This window comes from Acinetobacter vivianii, from assembly GCF_014635885.1.
GTDB classification, from domain to species: Bacteria; Pseudomonadota; Gammaproteobacteria; order Pseudomonadales; family Moraxellaceae; genus Acinetobacter; species Acinetobacter vivianii.
In genome coordinates, this window is the sequence record NZ_BMDR01000003.1 from 23,109 (window position 1) to 43,847 (window position 20,739).

General features: G+C 41.5%; 14 protein-coding genes. 9 read left to right on the forward strand and 5 right to left on the reverse strand.

Going from position 1 to position 20,739, the window contains the following annotated elements:
• Positions 1-298 precede the first annotated feature (298 nt).
• Positions 299-1,474 (forward strand): acetate/propionate family kinase, encoded by a 1,176-nt coding sequence (locus tag IEV36_RS06635; protein ID WP_005259711.1) that lies wholly within the window; start codon positions 299-301, stop codon positions 1,472-1,474.
• Between the two features lie 34 nt (positions 1,475-1,508).
• The gene (gene pta / locus IEV36_RS06640; RefSeq protein ID WP_005259713.1) at positions 1,509-3,644 is read left to right on the forward strand and encodes a phosphate acetyltransferase; all 2,136 of its coding nucleotides are present in this window, start codon (positions 1,509-1,511) and stop codon (positions 3,642-3,644) included.
• A 69-nt stretch (positions 3,645-3,713) separates the two neighbouring features.
• Here the strand turns inward: pta and IEV36_RS06645 are convergent, their stop codons facing one another.
• The gene (locus IEV36_RS06645) at positions 3,714-4,619 is read right to left on the reverse strand and encodes a DMT family transporter (RefSeq protein WP_032863977.1); all 906 of its coding nucleotides are present in this window, start codon (positions 4,617-4,619) and stop codon (positions 3,714-3,716) included.
• Positions 4,620-4,802: 183 nt separating this feature from the next.
• Between IEV36_RS06645 and IEV36_RS06650 the strand changes: the two genes are divergently transcribed.
• The 3 genes from IEV36_RS06650 to IEV36_RS06660 all read left to right on the forward strand — a co-directional run bounded on the left by IEV36_RS06650 (position 4,803) and on the right by IEV36_RS06660 (position 7,981).
• Positions 4,803-5,663, forward strand: coding sequence for a helix-turn-helix transcriptional regulator (locus IEV36_RS06650; RefSeq protein ID WP_004775782.1), 861 nt, complete (start codon positions 4,803-4,805; stop codon positions 5,661-5,663).
• A 146-nt stretch (positions 5,664-5,809) separates the two neighbouring features.
• Entirely contained in the window at positions 5,810-7,336 is a 1,527-nt protein-coding gene (locus tag IEV36_RS06655; RefSeq protein ID WP_004775785.1) for a fumarate hydratase, read from the forward strand.
• 102 nt (positions 7,337-7,438) lie between these two features.
• Positions 7,439-7,981: a DUF2059 domain-containing protein gene (locus IEV36_RS06660; RefSeq protein ID WP_005259718.1), complete on the forward strand. Its 543-nt coding sequence runs from the start codon at positions 7,439-7,441 to the stop codon at positions 7,979-7,981.
• 22 nt (positions 7,982-8,003) lie between these two features.
• Here the strand turns inward: IEV36_RS06660 and IEV36_RS06665 are convergent, their stop codons facing one another.
• The 4 genes from IEV36_RS06665 to tig all read right to left on the reverse strand — a co-directional run bounded on the left by IEV36_RS06665 (position 8,004) and on the right by tig (position 12,523).
• Complete coding sequence (locus IEV36_RS06665) at positions 8,004-8,720, reverse strand: DUF2846 domain-containing protein (protein WP_005259721.1); 717 nt, start codon at positions 8,718-8,720, stop codon at positions 8,004-8,006.
• A gap of 152 nt (positions 8,721-8,872) precedes the next feature.
• Entirely contained in the window at positions 8,873-10,183 is a 1,311-nt protein-coding gene (gene clpX, locus IEV36_RS06670; protein WP_005259723.1) for an ATP-dependent Clp protease ATP-binding subunit ClpX, read from the reverse strand.
• 41 nt (positions 10,184-10,224) lie between these two features.
• Entirely contained in the window at positions 10,225-10,830 is a 606-nt protein-coding gene (gene clpP, locus IEV36_RS06675) for an ATP-dependent Clp endopeptidase proteolytic subunit ClpP (RefSeq protein WP_004775790.1), read from the reverse strand.
• A gap of 361 nt (positions 10,831-11,191) precedes the next feature.
• Positions 11,192-12,523, reverse strand: coding sequence for a trigger factor (tig, locus tag IEV36_RS06680; RefSeq protein WP_004775791.1), 1,332 nt, complete (start codon positions 12,521-12,523; stop codon positions 11,192-11,194).
• 248 nt (positions 12,524-12,771) lie between these two features.
• Here tig and IEV36_RS06685 point away from each other — a divergent pair, with 248 nt between their 5' ends.
• The 4 genes from IEV36_RS06685 (at position 12,772) to leuA (ending at position 20,653) form a co-directional block, all read left to right on the forward strand.
• The gene (locus IEV36_RS06685; RefSeq protein ID WP_005259731.1) at positions 12,772-14,946 is read left to right on the forward strand and encodes a TonB-dependent receptor domain-containing protein; all 2,175 of its coding nucleotides are present in this window, start codon (positions 12,772-12,774) and stop codon (positions 14,944-14,946) included.
• A 511-nt stretch (positions 14,947-15,457) separates the two neighbouring features.
• Positions 15,458-17,707 (forward strand): TonB-dependent receptor, encoded by a 2,250-nt coding sequence (locus IEV36_RS06690; RefSeq protein ID WP_005259733.1) that lies wholly within the window; start codon positions 15,458-15,460, stop codon positions 17,705-17,707.
• Positions 17,708-17,811: 104 nt separating this feature from the next.
• Positions 17,812-18,495 carry a Fe2+-dependent dioxygenase gene (locus IEV36_RS06695; protein ID WP_005259743.1) on the forward strand — a complete coding sequence of 228 codons (684 nt, stop codon included), beginning with the start codon at positions 17,812-17,814 and terminating at the stop codon, positions 18,493-18,495.
• 460 nt (positions 18,496-18,955) lie between these two features.
• On the forward strand, positions 18,956-20,653 hold the full coding sequence (leuA, locus tag IEV36_RS06700) for a 2-isopropylmalate synthase (protein ID WP_005259744.1): 1,698 nt from the start codon (positions 18,956-18,958) through the stop codon (positions 20,651-20,653).
• The last annotated feature ends 86 nt before the right edge of the window (positions 20,654-20,739 follow it).

Sequence of the window (20,739 nt, forward strand, 5' to 3'; positions counted from 1 at the left end):
ACTTCCACTTAATACTTGAATTTTACACTGAATAGTCATCTGTTCTTTATAAAGATATAGAAGAATCTGATTGCATCATCTACAAAAAAGCCGCATATCATGTTTAAACTTTAGACTAAAAAGTTTAGGTGTTATAAAGAAAGGGTTGTCAGATAGTGCTTAAGTCTAATGGGCTAAAGTCTATCTTCGCCAATACGACGTCCCATGTTAAAACATGGCGCTTGATTCCACTGCCTCATGCGTTGCAGCAAGATTAAAGTGTTGATCATAAAATTTAAAATCTGTTAGGTGTTCAAACGTGGCTATATCTGTATTAGTAATTAACTGTGGTTCATCATCAATCAAATACGCGCTCATCTCGGAACGCCGTGAAGATCGTATTTATGGTTTGGCAGAAAATCTGGGCGCAGCAGATGCCCGTATTAAAGGGGTCACACTGGGCGGTGAACCATTAGAACTTTCAATTCCTTATGCAGATCACGCCAAAGCACTGGAAACCTTATTGGCACGTTTAGCCAACTATAACCCGCAAGCCATTGGTCACCGCGTAGTGCACGGCGGCAATATCACCAAAGCAGAATTGTTAACACCTGAACTGGTACAACGTATCGAAGCTGCGACTCCTCTTGCTCCTTTACACAATCCAGCACATTTAATTGGGATTGAAGCCACCATGCGCTTATTCCCGCAACTGCCACAGGTTGCTGTTTTTGATACCGCATTCCATCAGACCATGCCTGAACACGCTTATCGCTATGCACTGCCACAGTATTTGTACACCGAACATCAAGTGCGTCGTTATGGCTTCCATGGCACTAGCCATGCCTACGTGACAGAACGTGCCAGCGAACTGGCGGGTAGCAAGAATCAAGGTGGCTGGCTGAGTGCCCATTTAGGTAATGGTAGTTCAACCTGTGCCGTCTGGAATGGTCATAGTGTCGATACCTCGATGGGCATGACCCCGCTTGAAGGTGTGGTGATGGGTACCCGTAGCGGTGATGTCGATCCGAGTCTTCACCTGTTCCTTGCCAGCAATCTCGGCTGGGATATCCAGAAAATTGACAGTATGCTAAACAAAGAAAGCGGCTTACTGGGCCTGTCTGGCTTATCCAATGACATGCGTACCTTGGTGGAAGCCTCTGAAAATGGACATGAAGATGCAACGCTTGCGATTGAAGTATTCTGCTATCGTCTAGCCAAATCTTTATCAGCTTTAAGTTGTGGTTTACCACGTCTGGATGGTTTAGTCTTCACGGGTGGTATTGGCGAAAACTCAGCCTATGTCCGTGAAAAAACATTGGGCTATTTATCTCACTTTGGTTTGCAATTTAGCAAAGAGAAAAATGATGCTTTAGCACGCGGTAGCGAAGGCCGTATTGATAATAGCACGGGTCCACAAATCTGGGTCATTCCAACTGATGAAGAAGGCCGTATTGCCAAAGAAACCCGTCAGGTGATTGAGCCAACTGCTTAATTTATTCAAAATATAAAATAGTGATAAGGTCATTATGAATACAATTTTACTCATCCCAACGGGGGAAGGTGTTGGTTTAACATCTGCTTGTCTAGGCATGATCTATGCGCTGGACTGTAAAGGGATCAATGCGGGTTTCCTAAAACCATTTTCTCAGATTGCAGATGCACCTGTCGATCGCACCACCACCCTTTACCACCATCTATTTCAACACCCTTCCGTTGAACCGATTAGCTATGAAAAGCTGACCCAGCTGATTGCCTTGGGTGAAACCGATGAATTACTGGAAGAAGCAGTAGCACTCCATCGCCAGATTGCCGCCAATCATGATGTGATCATTGTTGAAGGCTTAGTGCCGAATGGACAAGATCATTTTGCCAGTGAAATCAATGCAGCACTCGCGCAAGCACTGGATGCTCAAGTGGTTCTGGTCAGTACCGCTGATCTGGCAGATCCTCGTAAAACGGCGGAAAAAGTCGATGCACATTTACGTCAGTTTGGCGGCGCAGCATCGGCGCGTACTACAGGCGTGCTGTTCATGCGCACCAAGGGTCTTCCAGAAGGCACCGCAGAAATTCCAGTTACGCTTGATCCAAGTTTACGCCTAGACCAGCATATCGAAGCCTTTGCTCTGGAACTGCAACGTTATAATCGTTATATGGGCACAAATGACCTACCGATTATTGGACTGGTGCCATTCAGTAATATTCTGAGTGTGCCGCGTAGTCTGGATATTGCCCCAGTCATTAAAGGAACCTGGTTGCATCAAGGTGAAGCCAAACAACGCCGAATTTTACATACCAGTTTAATTGCTTCGAACATCGAATCCGAGCTACATAAGTTTGTTGCAGGCGAACTGATTATTAGTGCCTCACAACGGACTGATGCACTTCTGGCTGCTAGTCTTGCCAGTAGTAATGGCACGCCGTTAGCAGGTCTGGTCTTGACCGAACAGGCTGCGCCCGCAGACAACGTTTTAGAATTTTGCCAAAGCGCGATTAAACAAGGTTTACCCATCTTACATACGCCGTTAGATACGTTGGAAACGGCGCAACTATTACATCGTTTTGGTAATGAAATTCCAATTGATGATACTGAGCGTGCCGAGCAAGTGACACGTTTTGTTTCCAGCCATATTGATAATAACTGGCTTGATCAACATACGCAGAATAACCTGCACCCTCGCCTGTCACCTTCAGCTTTCCGCTATGAACTGGTACAAAAATCGATTTCAGCCAAAAAACGAATTGTATTACCAGAAGGTGATGAACCACGTACCGTACAGGCCGCAGTGATTTGTCAGACGCGTGGTATTGCGCAATGTGTCTTATTGGCAAAACCAGAATCAGTGGCGGAAGTAGCGAAGGCACGTGGCATCCAACTGCCAAATGACTTAGAAATTATTGATCCGGATACGATTCGTGATCAATACATTGAGCCGATGGTTGAGCTGCGTAAAGGCAAGCTCGATGCCTTACAAGCCAAAGCACAACTGCAAGATACTGTGGTACTTGGCACCATGATGCTGGCTCTGGATCAAGTTGATGGTCTGGTTTCAGGCGCGATTCATACCACTGCCAATACGGTACGCCCTGCATTTCAGTTGATTAAAACTGCACCGAACTATTCGCTGGTGTCATCGATCTTCTTCATGTTGTTGCCTGATGAAGTCTATGTGTATGGCGACTGCGCGATTAATCCTGATCCAAATGCCGAACAGCTTGCTGAAATTGCGATTCAGTCCGCTGATTCAGCCAAAGCCTTTGGTCTCGATCCGCGTATTGCCATGATCAGCTATTCAACAGGAACGTCAGGCACAGGTGCAGATGTCGAGAAAGTGGCTGAAGCAACTAAAATTGCACAACAGCGCCGCCCAGATTTATTGATCGATGGGCCATTGCAATACGATGCCGCTTCAGTTGAAAGCGTGGGTCGCCAAAAAGCGCCTGATTCTCAAGTTGCTGGTCGTGCCAATGTCTTTATCTTCCCAGATTTAAATACAGGGAATACCACTTATAAAGCAGTGCAACGTGCGGCAAATGTCGTCAGCGTTGGCCCAATGCTACAAGGCTTAAACAAGCCTGTGAATGACTTGTCTCGTGGCGCATTGGTGGATGATATTGTGTTTACCATTGCATTAACGGCAATTCAGGCTAAGCAACAAGATTAAATCTACGATTCAATCGAAATTTAAAAAGCCATCTAAAGTTAGATGGCTTTTTTAGGTAAATGCTTTGACTTAAGCACGTTTTGAAACCCCAATTCTTTTTAACTGCGGCCCTTTTACAAAGAAAATTGCATTGCCACATAGAATTAAAATTACCCCAATCACCGCATTCATTTGCCAGTGATAACCTTCCCATATCGTTGAAATCACTAAAGCAACCAAAGGAAACAGTAAAGTACTATACGCTGCCTTCCCTGCCCCAATACGCCCCACCAGAAAGAAATATGCAGTAAATCCAATCACCGAACCGAAGATTGCCAAATAGAGCAAGGCACTCACGGCGCTGAATGGCATACTCGGGAAAAAGTTGTCCTGCTTAAACCACGAGATCACAGCCATCAATAATGAACCATACAACATGCCATAGGCGTTAGTAGTAAAAATATCCAACCCATGTTTCTGATGGCGAGCACTGATCATATTCCCCAGAGAGAAGCCATAAGTGCCTAAAATACACAGCCCGATACCCATCAAGGTATTGCGATTTAAAGTAGTGCCCACCACGTCATGCCAGAATAAAGCAACAATTCCCAACACACCGAGTAAAGCAGCAGGATAAAACCGCGTAGACACCTGCTGAGAGAAAAACAATCTGGCATTGATGGTATTGAAAATCACGGCCATAGAAAAAATGACCGCTTCTAAACCACTACTAATATATTGCACCGCATAGTAAAAACAGACGAAGTTAAATCCAAAAATACAGCACGCCTGTAACATACAGAATAAGTGATCTTTCGGCGCCAGCTTTTGCAATTTTCGGCTAATTACAACGAAAACAAATAAGACCAGTGCCGCGATAAAGAAACGCCAGAACACCGCAACATTGGCGGAAATTCCACTTTGTTGTTGCAGCGTAATCGCAATCCATGTGGTTCCCCAGATCACTACCACCAAAGCATATAACAGCGCATTCATCTCTTTTAAACCAAACTTAATCACAACGAATACTATTTTGCGAGATTTGATGACTTGAGTTCTTGCACAATCTTGCGGTGATTATCATAGAGTTGCGTTTTTCTATAGGCTTTTTGACCAGATGACAAAACTGGCTGAAAGTTCTACACTAAACTGGATCATATTTGGCCCTGCGTATAGAAGATGAAATATCAGATTCTAGATCAATTACAGCAATATAAAGCGCAATTGCTCGACTCGGTAGAACTGGGTTCGGGTATGCAGTTGGCCATGTGGCAAAATAATCAGGATCGTGTCAGTGTCTGTAGTAATCACCACACTTTGAGTATGTATATTCAAGGGGGTTATGAAAGCTACCAAAAGACACCACAGGGCTGGCACAATGGTGGCGGGCCAGATCGTATGTGCCTAATGCCACAGGATTTTGAATCGACTTGGGATCTACGTGATCCACTCACCTTTGTACATCTGTACTACACTGAACAGCACTTGCAACGGGTGGCTGAACAAGTCTGGGATCGTGAACCTAGCCAGATCATTTTAAATCCGCAGATTTTTGTAGGCGATGCACAAATTTCCATGATCTATCGGCATTTTTTACTCAATGGCGCATGGCAAAACCGCGAAAATCACTTGCAGATGAGCACCGCCACTACGCTGCTACTCAATCACCTGATCAAGAATTATAGCCATGCTCAATGGCAAGCACCCGAGGTTAAAGGTGGACTCTCCCCTTATGTGCTTAAGCAGTTATTGGAATGGATTGATCAACATTTACATTTGAGTTTGACCTTGTCTGATCTGGCTCAGCAAGCGCAACTCAGCGAGTATCATTTTGCCCATATGTTCAAACAATCCATGCACATGCCACCGCATCAGTATGTCATGCAGCGCCGTCTTGAACTGGCACATCAGGCACTCGAACTCACCACAGCCAATTTGACAGACATTGCGGCTCAATATGGTTTTAGTTCCAGTAGCCATTTTAGTCATCGCTTTAAGAAACAGTTTGGCTATTCGCCATCTCAAATCAGAAAAAACTAAAACACAAGATTTATCCTGATGCATGTTTGATGATCAGTCTCATTGTTTAGACCTTTCGCCAAATCTGAGCTAAAACTCCCACAATCATTCCTTTTTGTCATATAATTTAGCCCGCCAGCTAATCGCCCGCTCAAGAGAAATTTGATATGACAACGATCATCAAACAAGATGACTTGATTACATCAATCAAGGATGCCCTGCAGTTTATTTCTTACTATCACCCACAAGACTTCATCCAAGCGATGAGCCGTGCCTATGATCGTGAAGAAAACAAAGCTGCAAAAGATGCTATTGCACAGATCCTCATCAACTCACGTATGTGTGCTGAAGGTCACCGACCAATCTGTCAGGATACAGGGATTGTTAACGTTTTCCTTGAAGTTGGCTTAGACGTTAAATTTGATTTAACCATGAGTCTGGATGATGCAGTCAACGAAGGTGTACGCCAAGGTTACCTAGAGAACTCAAACGTACTGCGTGCTTCAGTTTTAGCAGATCCAGCTTTTGGTCGTAAGAATACCAAAGACAATACGCCTGCCGTAATCCACTACAAACTCGTACCTGGTAATAAAGTAGATATTACTGTGGCTGCAAAAGGTGGCGGTTCAGAAAATAAATCTAAACTCGCGATGTTGAATCCATCAGATTCGATTGTGGATTGGGTACTTAAAACTGTTCCAACCATGGGTGCAGGCTGGTGTCCACCAGGTATGCTCGGTATTGGTATCGGTGGTACTGCTGAAAAAGCCATGATGCTTGCTAAAGAAGCACTCATGGAAGAAATCAACATGGACGAATTACTTCGTCGTGGCCCACAAAGCAAAATGGAAGAACTCCGTATCGAGATCTTCGAGAAAGTGAATGCATTGGGTATTGGTGCGCAAGGCCTTGGTGGTTTAACCACAGTGCTTGATATTAAAATCAAGGATTACCCATGCCATGCAGCAGGTAAACCAGTCGGTATGATTCCAAACTGTGCTGCAACTCGTCACGCACACTTCCAGTTAGACGGTTCAGGTGTTGCACATATTCAAGCACCAAAACTTGAAGACTACCCTGCTGTGACTTGGGATTCTTCTCAATCGAAGCGTGTCAACCTTGATACCATTACGCAAGAAGAAATGAATGCATGGAAACCAGGTGATACATTATTGTTGAACGGTACGATTTATACAGGTCGTGATGCTGCACATAAGCGCATGGTCGACATGTTAAATAATGGCGAAGAACTTCCAGTCGATCTCAAAGGTAAATTCATTTACTACGTAGGTCCAGTTGATCCAGTTGGTGATGAAGTGGTTGGTCCTGCTGGCCCTACAACGGCTACTCGTATGGACAAATTTACTCGTCAAGTGCTAGAAGCAACTGGCTTGTTCGGTATGATCGGTAAAGCGGATCGTGGTCCAACTGCAATTGAAGCAATCAAAGATAACAAAGCAACTTACTTAATGGCTGTAGGCGGCGCGGCTTACCTTGTATCTAAAGCGGTACGTGAAGCTGAAGTAGTTGCCTTTGCTGATTTAGGTATGGAAGCAATCTACAAGTTCGTAGTTGAAGATATGCCTGTATCTGTTGCGGTTGACGTGAATGGTACGTCAATTCATGCCACTGCACCAAAAATCTGGCAAGCTAAAATTGGCAAGATTCCTGTGGTTGATGCCGCTGCGTCATAAATAATACTCATACAATAATCATAGCCGAATCATCGTATTCGGCTATTTTTTTGCCTAAAGCTTCTGCTAGATTATAAAGATGAGAAGAATAAGGAAATGCAAATGAATAAATATTTACTCAGCATGCTGCTTGGTCTGAGCTTACTCTGCAACATCCAGCATGCCTTTGCATCTCCCGCACAAAGCAAATCGATCAAAGAACTGATCAAGCTCAGTGACCTTGAACATGTCTTAAATACCTCACTGGATGAAATGCAGCCAACACTGGATCTTGAGGCTGAAAATATTCTATTACGGGTATTGGGTAAAGATGAACTCACCACAACACAAGAACATCTAGCGGTGCTGGAACTCAGTCAATTATTAAAAGAAACCAGCTCAAAAATGTTTGCTCGACCTGAAACCATTCAAGCGATTGAAAAAATCTACGCAGATGCACTCAGTGAAGAAGAAGTCCAAGCCTATTTAAAATTTTTAAAAACACCTGAAGGCCAGTCGATTAATCAAAAGACACTGCAAATCACCACTCACGTTTTTCAATACATGAATAATATCAGTCAAAAAACCTTGAGCGACCCTGAACAAAGTTCACAACTTAAAGAGCAGTTTCTTACGATTATAAAACCGCTGATTCAAGAAGAATAAACGGCTCTTTTTATTGTCATGATTACCAGGTCAGAGGATTCCAAAGCTTAAATGGTTTGACCAGATGTACCTCAGTCTTTGCATCATACTTCGCTGGTTTTAACTCTTGCGGTTTAGAACGCACTTTACCTGATGCATCCTGCGCAACAAAGTTATAGCTGGATGATTTTAAACGGGTAAAGGCAATTTCCTGATGCGCCACTTTATCTGGCATGATCATAAATGGCCCCGTATGCTCACTGCGGGAAATCTTATTTTCTTCGTCATACTTGATGAAATAAGTCTGAGCCGCATCTACCGTAAAATCCAGATATTTCGGCTTTTGGAAATGTAGTCCAGCCAATGGTCGGCTCACACTCAGACGATAGGTGCCTGCGGGTAGCTCAAGCCAGTAATAGTGATTATGCAATAGACTTGGGATACGGTGTCCGTTAATGAATAAATTGGCCGCAGCAATTTCCTGACGGTTCCAGCGCGTATCAGGACGATATAAATAGACCACCGCTGCTTGTTCATTTTGCGGTTTAACTGGCGCGAAATACTGACCTAATTTTTGATTAACCCAGCCGCCCACACTAAAGCCGCCAACATGATATTGATCAAATAAACCTGGTTCTTTTTCTGTATCCACAGGGGGTAATGTTGCAGTCAGTGCGGTTGGTTTTTCTTCAACAGCTTTATGGCTTTGACAGCCAGCGAGCACCCCTGCACAACATAATGACAATATTAAATAACGCATGACATCCCTCAAGGCGTTTTCTTGAATTTATTTTTAACAACGCAAAACTATGCGGATTTTTTTCAATTTTAAGATTAACACCTCGTTGCCCAATTGCAAATAAAAAAAGCATGAAAAGCCAAGCCTTTCATGCTTTTTCAGATGGATGAGAATTAAGCCGATTTAGAATCGACGACCTTCAAATCCTTCTTTTCAATCAGTTCAGGTGCGCCTGTCTGTGGTAGACGTTCTGGCTTAAAGGTTGGCTTCGCCGTACCATTAATGACCGCTTCATCCACAATAACCGTGCCTACATCCGTACGACTTGGTAAGTCATACATGGTTTCAAGCAACACATTTTCCAGAATTGAACGCAGGCCACGTGCACCTGTATTACGATCTAGCGCTTTTTTCGCTACCGCACGTAATGCAGACTCATCAAAAACAAGATCGACATCTTCCATCGTGAACAGGTACTGGTATTGACGTGTCAATGCATTTTTAGGCTCTGTCAGAATCTGCATCAATGCTTCTTCATCCAGTTCTTCCAAAGTTGCAATCACTGGCAAACGACCAATAAATTCAGGAATCAAACCAAATTTAACCAGATCAGTAGCTTCCACCTGACGGAACAATTCAGAGACTTTTTTGCTGTCATCTTTATTCTTCACATCCGCGGTAAAACCGATCCCGCCCTTCTCTTGACGTTGCTGTACGATTTTTTCCAACCCAGAGAATGCACCACCACAAATAAACAGGATATTTGCGGTATCAATCTGAATGAATTCTTGCTGTGGATGCTTACGACCACCTTGTGGTGGAATAGAAGCAACCGTACCTTCAATCATTTTTAATAATGCTTGTTGTACGCCTTCACCAGACACATCACGGGTAATTGAAGGATTTTCAGATTTACGCGTAATCTTATCAATCTCATCAATATAGATAATGCCCTTTTGCGCTTTTTCTACATCGTAATCCGCTTTTTGCAATAACTTCTGCACGATGTTTTCAACATCTTCACCCACATAACCTGCTTCGGTTAAAGTAGTTGCATCTGCCATCGCAAACGGTACATCGAGCAAACGTGCAAGGGTTTGCGCCAATAATGTTTTACCTGAACCTGTAGGGCCGATCAGCAGAATATTACTTTTCGCAATTTCAATGTCTTGATGCCCATGAGTCGACTGCCCCACTTTTAAACGCTTATAGTGGTTGTAGACGGCAACAGATAAGGTTTTCTTCGCAACATCTTGCCCAATGACATACTGATCTAAGGCAGCACGTATTTCGTGTGGTTTCGGCAAAGCTTTAGTTGCCCAATCGCCAGCTTCAACTTGTTGACTAGTTTGTACTAGGTCCAAGCAGACATCCACACACTCATTACAAATATATGCGTCCTCACCAGCAATCAATTTTCCAACTTCAGATTGCGTCTTACCACAAAATGAACAATGTTTTTGTCCTTGAGGATGTTCGGACATATTTACTCCACAACTTAAATCTTAAACTTAGGTCCTAAAAATCAGGGACGTTTGCTCAGCACTTCATCTACTAAACCATATTCTTTGGCTGCTTGTGCAGTCATGAAATTGTCACGATCTGTGTCACGTGCAACAGTTTCATAGTCCTGACCACTATGTTCAGCCATCAAGCGGTTTAAACGCTCTTTAATAAAGAGAATTTCACGCGCATGAATTTCGATATCAGATGCCTGACCACGGAAACCACCGAGTGGCTGGTGAATCATGACACGTGCATTTTCAAGACAGTAACGTTTCCCTTTCGCACCCGCATTCAACAAGAATGCACCCATTGATGCTGCTTGTCCCATGCAATAAGTTACAACATCAGGTTTAATAAACTGCATGGTGTCATAAATCGCCATACCTGCAGTTACCGAGCCACCTGGTGAGTTGATGTAAAGATGGATATCTTTTTCTGGATTTTCTGCTTCAAGAAATAACATCTGCGCAACGATTAAGTTCGCCATGTTATCTTCAACTTCACCCGTTAAGAAAATAACACGCTCACGTAATAGACGTGAAAAAATATCGAATGAACGCTCACCACGAGATGATTGTTCAACGACAACAGGAACTAAAGCATTTTCAATTGTTGGAACATACATACGTTTACTTATTCCTAAATTATTGTGACTCGATCTATGCCAACAATATGAGGGATAATCGATGAAATTGCAAAAGGTTCAATCTGAAATATTCGATTATTTAGACTAAAATCTGGTAATTTTTCGAGAAATTAACACTTTCATAACATAGGGTTTTAGGCACTTGCATCAATACTTTCAAGCATAGAAATTTTCGAATTCTACACGCTCTACTCTCTCGTATTTAACATGCTAAACGATAGAACAGAATTTAAGCCATAACTGCACAATTCATTTTTTAATGATCTACCCCAATGCATATAACTTAATCCTAAAGAAAAAGGCGCATTAAGCGCCTTTTCTTTAATCAACTTTTGAAAGATTAGCCACGACGAGCTTGTTGTTCTTTCAATAAGTCTTCGTAGCTGATCGCAACATCTTTTACTTTAGCAGCAGCTAAGATGTGATCAACAACTTGATCTTCTAACACAACAGCTTCGATTTGAGCGCGTTGTTGTTTGTCATTTTTGAAGTATTCGACAACTTCTGTTGGATCTTCATAAGAAGAAGCCATGTCATCGATGTAAGCATCAACACGTGATTGGTCAACTTCAAGTTTAGCATCAGCCAATACTTTGCTTACCAATACGCCAAGCTTCACTGATTTTTCAGCTTGCTCTTTGAACAATTCATCTGGAAGCATGCTGCTGTCAAATGCGCCTGCACCTTGAGCACCAAACTGTTGAGTGAATTGCTGGATCATTTGTTGACGTTGACGGTCAATTTCCTGAGCAACCATAGATGCTGGAACTTCGATTTCGTTAGCAGCAACAAGCGCATCAAATGCAGCTTGTTTAACTTGGTTACGAAGACCGTTGCGAACTTCACGTTCCATATTCTTACGAACGTCAGCTTTTAACTTGTCTAAGCCTTCTTCTTCAGTTAAACCAAAGATTTTTAAGAATTCAGCATCGATTTCTGGAAGTTTTGGTTTTTCAACTTGCTTCACAGTGATTTTGAATTGAGCAGCTTTACCAGCCAAGTTTTCAGCTTGGTAATCTTCTGGGAAAGTCACGTCGATAACTTTCTCTTCGCCAGCTTTCATACCAACGATACCGTCTTCAAAGCCTGGGATCATACGACCAGAACCAAGAACAAGTTTAAAGTCTTCTGCAGCGCCGCCTTCAAACTTCTCACCGTCAACAGTCCCTTCGAAGTCGAAAGTCACTTGCATGTCTTTCTTCGCCATACCTTTGGTTACAGCCCAAGTTTGACGTTGCTTTTGCAAGTTTTCGATCATTACATCAACGTCTTTGTCGTTGATTTCTGATGATTTACGTTCAACTTCCAAATCAGCAAAAGCTTTCACTTCTACTTCTGGATAAACTTCAACAGTCGCTTCAAAAACTAAAGCATCATCTTTGTTTTCAACTTTCTCAATGTTCGGCATACCGACCGCATTGATTTTTTCTTGTTGAATTGCTTCAAATACTGTGTCGCGAATGATGTCATTCACAACTTCTTGATAAATGCCCGCACCATATTCACGGCGTACAACATTCAAAGGCACTTTACCTGGACGGAAGCCGTTGATCTTCACAGTTTTGGCAGTGCGTTGTAAGCGAGCTTCAAATTGCTCGTTAACACGGCTCGTCGGTACAGAAACATTTAAACGACGGGCAACGCCCGAAACCGCTTCAGTCGTTACTTGCATGGCTTCCTCGATATATAGTTAGTAATAACAATTTTTAAAGTGCCACATTATATGACAACTTTCTGGATATACAAAATCGGAAGCTAAAAAAGCAAATATATTTTTCATTTTGTTCGAAATCATAGTTTTCTTAAATGAATCTTAAATTGAATGTTACTTTTTGTTGTTAATGATAAATATTATCACTATAATTCGCACTGATTTTGAGCACTTTTCTATTTTTCTCGTCCAGCTTTGGAACTCTAGTTATGAGTAAATTTAATTTATCCCCGCTTTCTTTTGCATTACTTGGGGCAATGACCACTTCGGCTTTTGCTGATACAACAACATCTGAAAACACCAATACACACCAGCTCGCAACCATTGTGGTATCAGCTTCTGGCTTCGAACAAGATATTAAAAATGCACCAGCTTCTATTAGCGTTGTAACTAAAGAAGATATTGAAAAGAAAAATGCGACCAGCATTGCAGATCTACTTTCGGATGTGCCAGGCATCGATATCCGTGATGGTATTGGAAAAACCTCAGGCTTAAATATTAAAATGCGTGGCCTAGGCAATGAGTACAGCCTCATTCTGATTGATGGTCGCCGCCAAACCACCTCTTCTGATGTGACACCAAATGGTTTTGGCGAATCGGCAAATGGCTTTTTACCTCCACTGGCTTCAATCGAGCGTATTGAAGTGATTCGTGGACCAATGGCAACACGCTATGGTTCAGAAGCGATGGGTGGTGTAATTAACATTATTACCAAAAAAATTAGCAATGAATGGAATGGTAATGTCACCGTCAGCGGCAATGTGATGGAACATGGTGGCGAAGCCGATTCATGGAAAACCAGCGTTGTCGTAAATGGTCCAATTATTCAAGATAAGCTGGGTCTACAGTTACGTGGTTCTTATTTAGATCGCCAAAAGTCAGAACGTGTGCCAGGCACTTCAGGCCGTGATCCACGTCCAAGTGAAGCAGATATTTATGATGTTGGTGGAAAACTATCATTTAAGTTAAATGATCAAAATAGCTTCTGGATTGATGGTTTTCACTCAAGTCAAACTTATAAAAATGATGACAACCGCTTAGGTACATTGGATACCCCAGAACGTGCCAATGGCTATAAAGATGAGCTGGAATTCAAACGAGACCAAATTGCTGCCGGTCATAATGGTGACTATAGTTTTGGTCAATGGAATTCTTATGTCAGCCAGACTAAAACAGAAACAATTGGTCGTACAATTCCTAGAAATACATTCCCAGGGAATGCTTCAGCAGGTCAGGACCGTACCTTAAAAAATACTGATTTTGTTGCTGATTCGCATGTCATTTTACCAATTGCAGATCACAAACTTACTGTCGGTGCTGAATATAAAGAAGCTGAAATTGCTGATGATATTGCTAGCATTGGTGCAAAATTCAAAAGAGACTCTTTTTCTGTCTACGCAGAAGATGAATGGCGCATCCTAGATAATCTTGGCTTTACACTGGGTGGTCGTTATGAGGATCATTCTGGCTTTGGTGGTCAATTTAGCCCACGCGCCTACCTCGTCTGGAATGCAAATGACGAACTTACAATTAAAGGTGGCGTCAGCACAGGTTATAAAGCCCCTTCAGCAAAAGATCTTCACAATGGTATTGTGAGTATTAGTGGGCAAGGTACATCTTTTAACATTGGTTCTCCTAACTTAAAACCAGAAGAATCAACCAACTATGAACTTGGCTTCAACTATAATAATGGCAATTTAGACCTGACCACGACAGCATTCTTTAATAAGATTAAGAACCTGATTACTGAGGGGCCTGAATTACTGAACTGTTTCTCTGCAAAAAAACCAAATCAACCAGGTTGTGTGAGCTATGGATCGCATATCACTCAGGATACTTTTTCACAAAAAATTAATGCAGATGAAGCTGAAACCAAAGGTGTTGAGCTCAGCTTGAAGTACAGTATTATTCCTGAATGGGACATTAAAGCGGCATATACCTATATGGAATCAGAAATTACCAAAGGTAAAAACAAAGGTTCTTATCTGAGTAATGTCCCTAAAAATGCATTTAATATGACTTCAACCTGGCACATCAATGATGCCTTTGATGTATGGTTACAACATGAATATAAGTCAGACCGTAAGCGCTACAATACAGAGCAAACCGCTGGTGATGCCGCTATTATTTATAATGCAACCAACAATAAATTAAAGGGTTATAACTTATTTAATCTGGGTGCAAGTTATAGTGTCAATGATCAATTACGCTTCAATGGTTCAGTGAACAACCTGCTCGACAAAGACTTTAGCAGCAATGGCTCATATATTGATGCCAATGGTAATCCCGCTTCTTATTATGACTATATGCAAATTAGTTCAGGGATGTCTGGTACTTATCTGGCAGGCCGTAACTACTGGTTATCTGTATCTTATGACTTCTAAATAATCTATAAGCTGTAATAAAAAAAACCTGCACATGCAGGTTTTTTTATACTTATTCCACGATCACACCATGCTTTGAACAGTCATAGCTTAGTTAATATTGATACACTGGGAAAAATAATCTAAACGTCAAAACTGCGATCACTTTTCAATCCGAGCGATCGATCACATTCATTAGCTTTTAACTTTTACTCCCACTTCTCTTTTCCACTAAAAATAACAAGCTGATATTCAAAAGTTTTCATATTGACTGGATATAAAAAATTAAAACCTGCTTCATTCAAATGAAAAAAATCACAAAATCTAAATTAAAAGTTAATCTTTAAAACACAATCGTTTTTATAGATTAAAGAAAAAAATCAACAAATTAACTACATTTTAGAACAAAACTTTATTCATATTTCCATAATTAGAAGCTTAAGAGATTGAAAAAATCAATTTCAAACAAATGAATATAGAAATAAGAATGATTATTCTTTGCATAATTTTTTACACAGTCTAGGCGTGACTCATGTCTTTTATCAAATCACGGAAGAAACTTGTCTCTTCTGCAATAGCATCATCACTTTCAGTCATTGCGATGCCAGCCATTGCTCAGGATCAAGCAGTTCAACTACCAACAATTCATGCACACGCAGCTAAAGAAGAGTCTTTAAAAGTAGATCAGTCTGCAAATGCAAAATTTGTTGCTCCACTTAAAGACACACCAAAATCAGTCTCTATTCTGTCGCAAAAACTGCTTAAAGACACCAACTCAAATACCTTACTTGAAGCACTTCGTTATGAGCCAGGGATTACTTTAGGTGCTGGTGAAGGTGGCACACCTTATACAGATATGCCGATTATCCGTGGCTATAACAGTCAAAACTCTATTTATATTGATGGCGTTCGTAATGCCACTTCACAAAGCCGTGATATGTTCGCCGTTGAACAAGTTGAAGTGATTAAAGGCTCTTCATCTGCACTGGGTGGTGGTGGTAGCATCGGTGGCAGTATCAATCTAGTGACTAAAGTTGCACATGAAGGCGATGTCTATCAAGGTAGTATTCAAGGTGGTACAGATAACTATCGCCATATTCAACTTGATGCCAACAAAGACTTTGGTAATGGCACAGCAGGCCGTGTTGTGGTTATGGGTCATGAAAATGAAAAACCAGGTCAACACAATGGCGCCGAATATGCTCGTGTTGGTATCGCACCGAGCATTAGCTTAGGCTTGGGTAGCCCAAACCGCGCAACACTTAGCTATTATTTCTTAAAAAGTAATGATGAGCCAGATGCGGGTATTCCATTTAATAATTCAAATGTTCCAACCAATGCGCCAGCTGGCACTGAAAAAGGTGATGGTCGACCTGTTCATGTGAAGCAAGGTACTTACTATGGCTGGAAAGCACGTGATTTTGATAAACGCGAAAATCATATCGGTACATTAAAATTAGAACATGACTTTAATGAGAATTTAACGCTGACTAACGTCGCGACCTACACTAAATCGAAAGCTGATTATGTCAACTCTATGCCTGATGACTCTAAAGGCAACATCTACAATGGTGAAGTATGGCGTCGCTCAAATGGCCACACTAGAGATACGGATGCCTTTGGTGATCAACTTTCTTTAAAAGGGAAATTCAATACCGGAATAATCAAGCACAGCTTTAATGTAGGAGCAGAATATGCTCACCAAGAAACCGATAAAGCATCGTATCTATTAACGGACTCAGTAAATGGCGTAAACGTTAATAATGGTTCGGCAATTGATGGAGCGTGTTCTTTAGGTGTTGGGGCTTCTTCAAACTACTGGTGTACGGATTTAAATAACCCGAATCCAAATGACCCATGGTTAGGCAAGATTGATATTAATCCAACTTCAATTAATACCGTAACCAGTAAAACAACTTCTATCTATGCGTTAGATAGTATTGAATTGCATCCTCAATGGTTACTCGACCTTGGTGTTCGTTGGGATAAATTTGATACAGAACAAGTTACAAAAGCAACAGGCGTAAAAATTAAAAGCGATACAGATTATTTCTCTTATCAAGCTGGTGTCGTTTATAAACCAACAGAACAAGGTAGCATTTATGCAAGCTACGCAACCTCTGCAAGTCCTGTAGGTATTAGCCAAGGTGATGGTGAAAATGATCTTGGCGCTGCTTATCTAGACTTGAAACCAGAAAAAGCCCGTACGATTGAATTAGGGACAAAGTGGGATCTATTTAATCAGCGTGCTAACGTGACCGCTGCAATTTTCCGTACAGAAAAAACCGATTCACGTGTAACAGACTCTAATGGGGATACTCGTAATATTGGTAACAGTAAAGTTGATGGTTTTGAGCTTGGCTTAAATGGCAAAATTACTGAAAAATGGGATATTGCTGCAGGTTATAGTTACTTAGACAGTGAGTTAACTAAAGGTAATCAAAACGCTGCGGGCCTATTGGCTGAAGGAAAACAATTACCATTTGTTGCTAAAAACAGTGCAACATTATGGTCAACATACAAAGTCATCCCTAAACTTACTTTAGGTGCTGGCGTTCAATACCAAGATAAAGTATTCGCGAATACTACTGCACCTAAATTCTTACCGACTTATACCATCTACAATGCGATGGCAAAATATGATGTAGATAAGAATGTAAATGTACAACTGAATGTGAATAACATTGGTGATAAACGTTACTTTACAGGTGCACATGCCGCTCATTATGCCAATGAAGGTAATGGTCGTAATGCTGTCTTAGCCATTAACTTTAAATACTAAGTCAAAACCATAATAACTTTATGGTATTCAGCTTAGTTCATATAAAATAGCCTCGTCATGAGGCTATTTTTACAACTGCAATAAATATTCAAAAGGTGTTCACCGTGATCCATCATATCCCAAATGTATTAAGCAAAGAACAAGTTGCAGAGTTTCGCCAATTGATGGCAGATGCAAATTGGGTGGGTGGAAAAATCACTGCGGGGACCCTCTCCGCTTCAGTCAAGAAGAATCAGCAGCTCTCAGAACAAGATCCGCTGACTCATGCGCTCAGTGATATTGTGATTAAAGCGATTTGGCAAAATTCACTTTTTCAAGCCGCGGCATTACCACATAAAATCATCCCACCACTGTTTAACCGTTATGATGAATCTGAAAGCTTTGGCTTCCATGTCGATAACTCGATTCGCCTGATTCGTGGTACATCTGAGCAAATCCGCACTGACTTATCATGCACCTTGTTCTTAAGCGAACCGGAAGAATATGAAGGTGGTGAACTGGTGATTGAAGATACCTATGGCTACCATGAGATTAAACTTCCTGCTGGTGATGTCGTGCTTTATCCATCAACCAGTTTGCATGAAGTCAGTAGTATTAACTCTGGCACCCGTTTCGCTTCATTCTTCTGGGTACAAAGCCTGATTCGGGACGATAGTAAGCGTCACCTATTGTTTACACTAGATGAAAGTATCCGTGAATTGCGTAAAACTCATGGCGATGCTTATCCAGAAGTGATGAAACTCACCAACATTTACCACAATCTGATTCGGATGTGGTCTGAACTCTAATTCGCATACTTTTCAACCCATAGAGATAAAATTAATTTTTTTATCTCTAATCATTAAAATTACGGGAAATTTTCCCCATTAAAATTAAAATAGCGCAAAAAACAGGGAAATATTTTCCATTCATTGTCTTTAAAATGTTTTATAGACCTTTGCAGCCGTCTGTATTTTCACCTAGACTGATCACAGTTAGATGATTAATATAACTGCAAAATTAAATAACCCATACGAATGGTAGATGATGAAAACAAATCGCGGCTTTACCCAACCGTCTCATACAATACATCTCGCTGCTGCTCTTCTCCTGATGCTGCGCCTCGCGCGCGTATAAATTTTTGGCCTACATTTTTAGGCACTCGATCCCCAAATTCGCTTTAAATTAATTCTTATAGACACCATATATATTTGTAGCACGTTGCCTTTTATTTGACTCAGCAACCATGCTACGACAAGGAGTTATCTCATGATGTTGGCTGACCCAAGCAAAAAATACCGCCGTATGTACCAACGCGTCGATTTACCAGATCGCCAATGGCCAAATAATGAAATCAATCAAGCGCCAATCTGGATGAGTACCGACCTTCGTGACGGTAATCAGGCAATTTTTGAACCGATGAACATGGATCAAAAATTAAAAATGTTCAAAATGTTGGTCAAGATTGGCTTCAAACATATTGAAATCGGCTTCCCTTCTGCTTCACAAATCGACTTCGATTTCGCCCGTATGCTAATCGAAGAAAATTTGATCCCTGATGATGTGTATATCGAAGTATTGGTGCAAGCACGTGATCACTTGATTGAACGTACTTTTGAGGCATTAGTCGGTGCAGAACGTGCCATCGTGCATATCTACAACTCAAACTCTCCAACATTCCGTAAGAAAGTTTTGAATGTCGATGCCAATGGCTCAAAGCAGCTTGCAATTAATGCAGCAAGCAAAGTCAAAGAATATGCAGCACAATACCCTGCTACAGAATGGATTTTCCAATACAGTCCTGAATGTTTCTCTGCAACAGAATTAGAAGTTGCCAAAGATGTTTGTGACGCTGTGACTGAAATCTGGGAAGCATCTCCGACCAATAAAGTCATCTTGAACTTGCCTGCAACCGTGGAAGTGTCTACGCCGAATGTCTATGCCGATCAAATCGAATGGATGCACCGTAACTTGGCGCGTCGTGATGGCGTGATTATTTCTGTGCATTGTCACAATGACCGTGGTTGCGGTATCGCAGCGTCTGAGTTAGCAATTATGGCAGGTGCTGACCGAGTTGAAGGCTGTGTGTTTGGAAATGGTGAACGTACGGGTAACGTTGACGTTGCTGCAATTGCATTGAACATGTATACACAAGGTGTTGCACCTAATTTGGATTTCTCCAACATCAATGAAGTCATTGCAACAGTTGAAGAATGTACGGGTTTACCTGTACATCCTCGTCATCCATATGCTGGTGATTTAGTCTTTACCGCGTTCTCTGGTTCACATCAGGATGCGATTAAGAAAGGCTTCGAATTCCAGAAAAACGAAGAAATCTGGGATATGCCTTATTTACCAATCGATCCTAAAGATTTAGGTCGTGACTATGATGCGGTGATCCGTGTGAATAGCCAATCTGGTAAAGGTGGTATTGCTTACTTGTTAGAATCGAATTACAACGTTGCCTTACCACGTCGTGTTCAAATCGAATTCAGCCAGATCGTACAGCAACATACCGATGAAAATGGTACTGAAATCAGCGCCCATGAAATCTGGTCTTTATTTGAAAAAACCTATGTGGATGTAAAAAACAGCCATTATCACACCAAGCATTATCAATTGTCAGATATTAATGGTACACAAATCATTGAATTAGACGTTGAAATTGACGGAGGAATTCAACGCCTACGCGGTGAAGGCAATGGCCCGATCTCAGCCATGTTGAATGCTTTACAGTTACCAATTGATGTTGTGAATTATGAAGAGCGTAGCATCAGTTCAGGTGCCAATGCCAAAGCTCTTGCCTTGATTGAACTTCAAGTGAAAGGTACAGGTAAGAGTGCCTTCGGTGCTGGCGTACATGACAACATCGTGACCTCATCAATTGAAGCTATTATTGCATGTACCAACCGTTTGATTGAGCAAGGTGTCTTGACCACAGATCAGGTGGCTGCCGCAGCCGTTTAGATGAGTGAAATATCACATAATCGTCAGTAAAGCTGAGTTGTAATATCAGAAAAAATGACTTTTGAAAGGATACCTGAATTGGTATC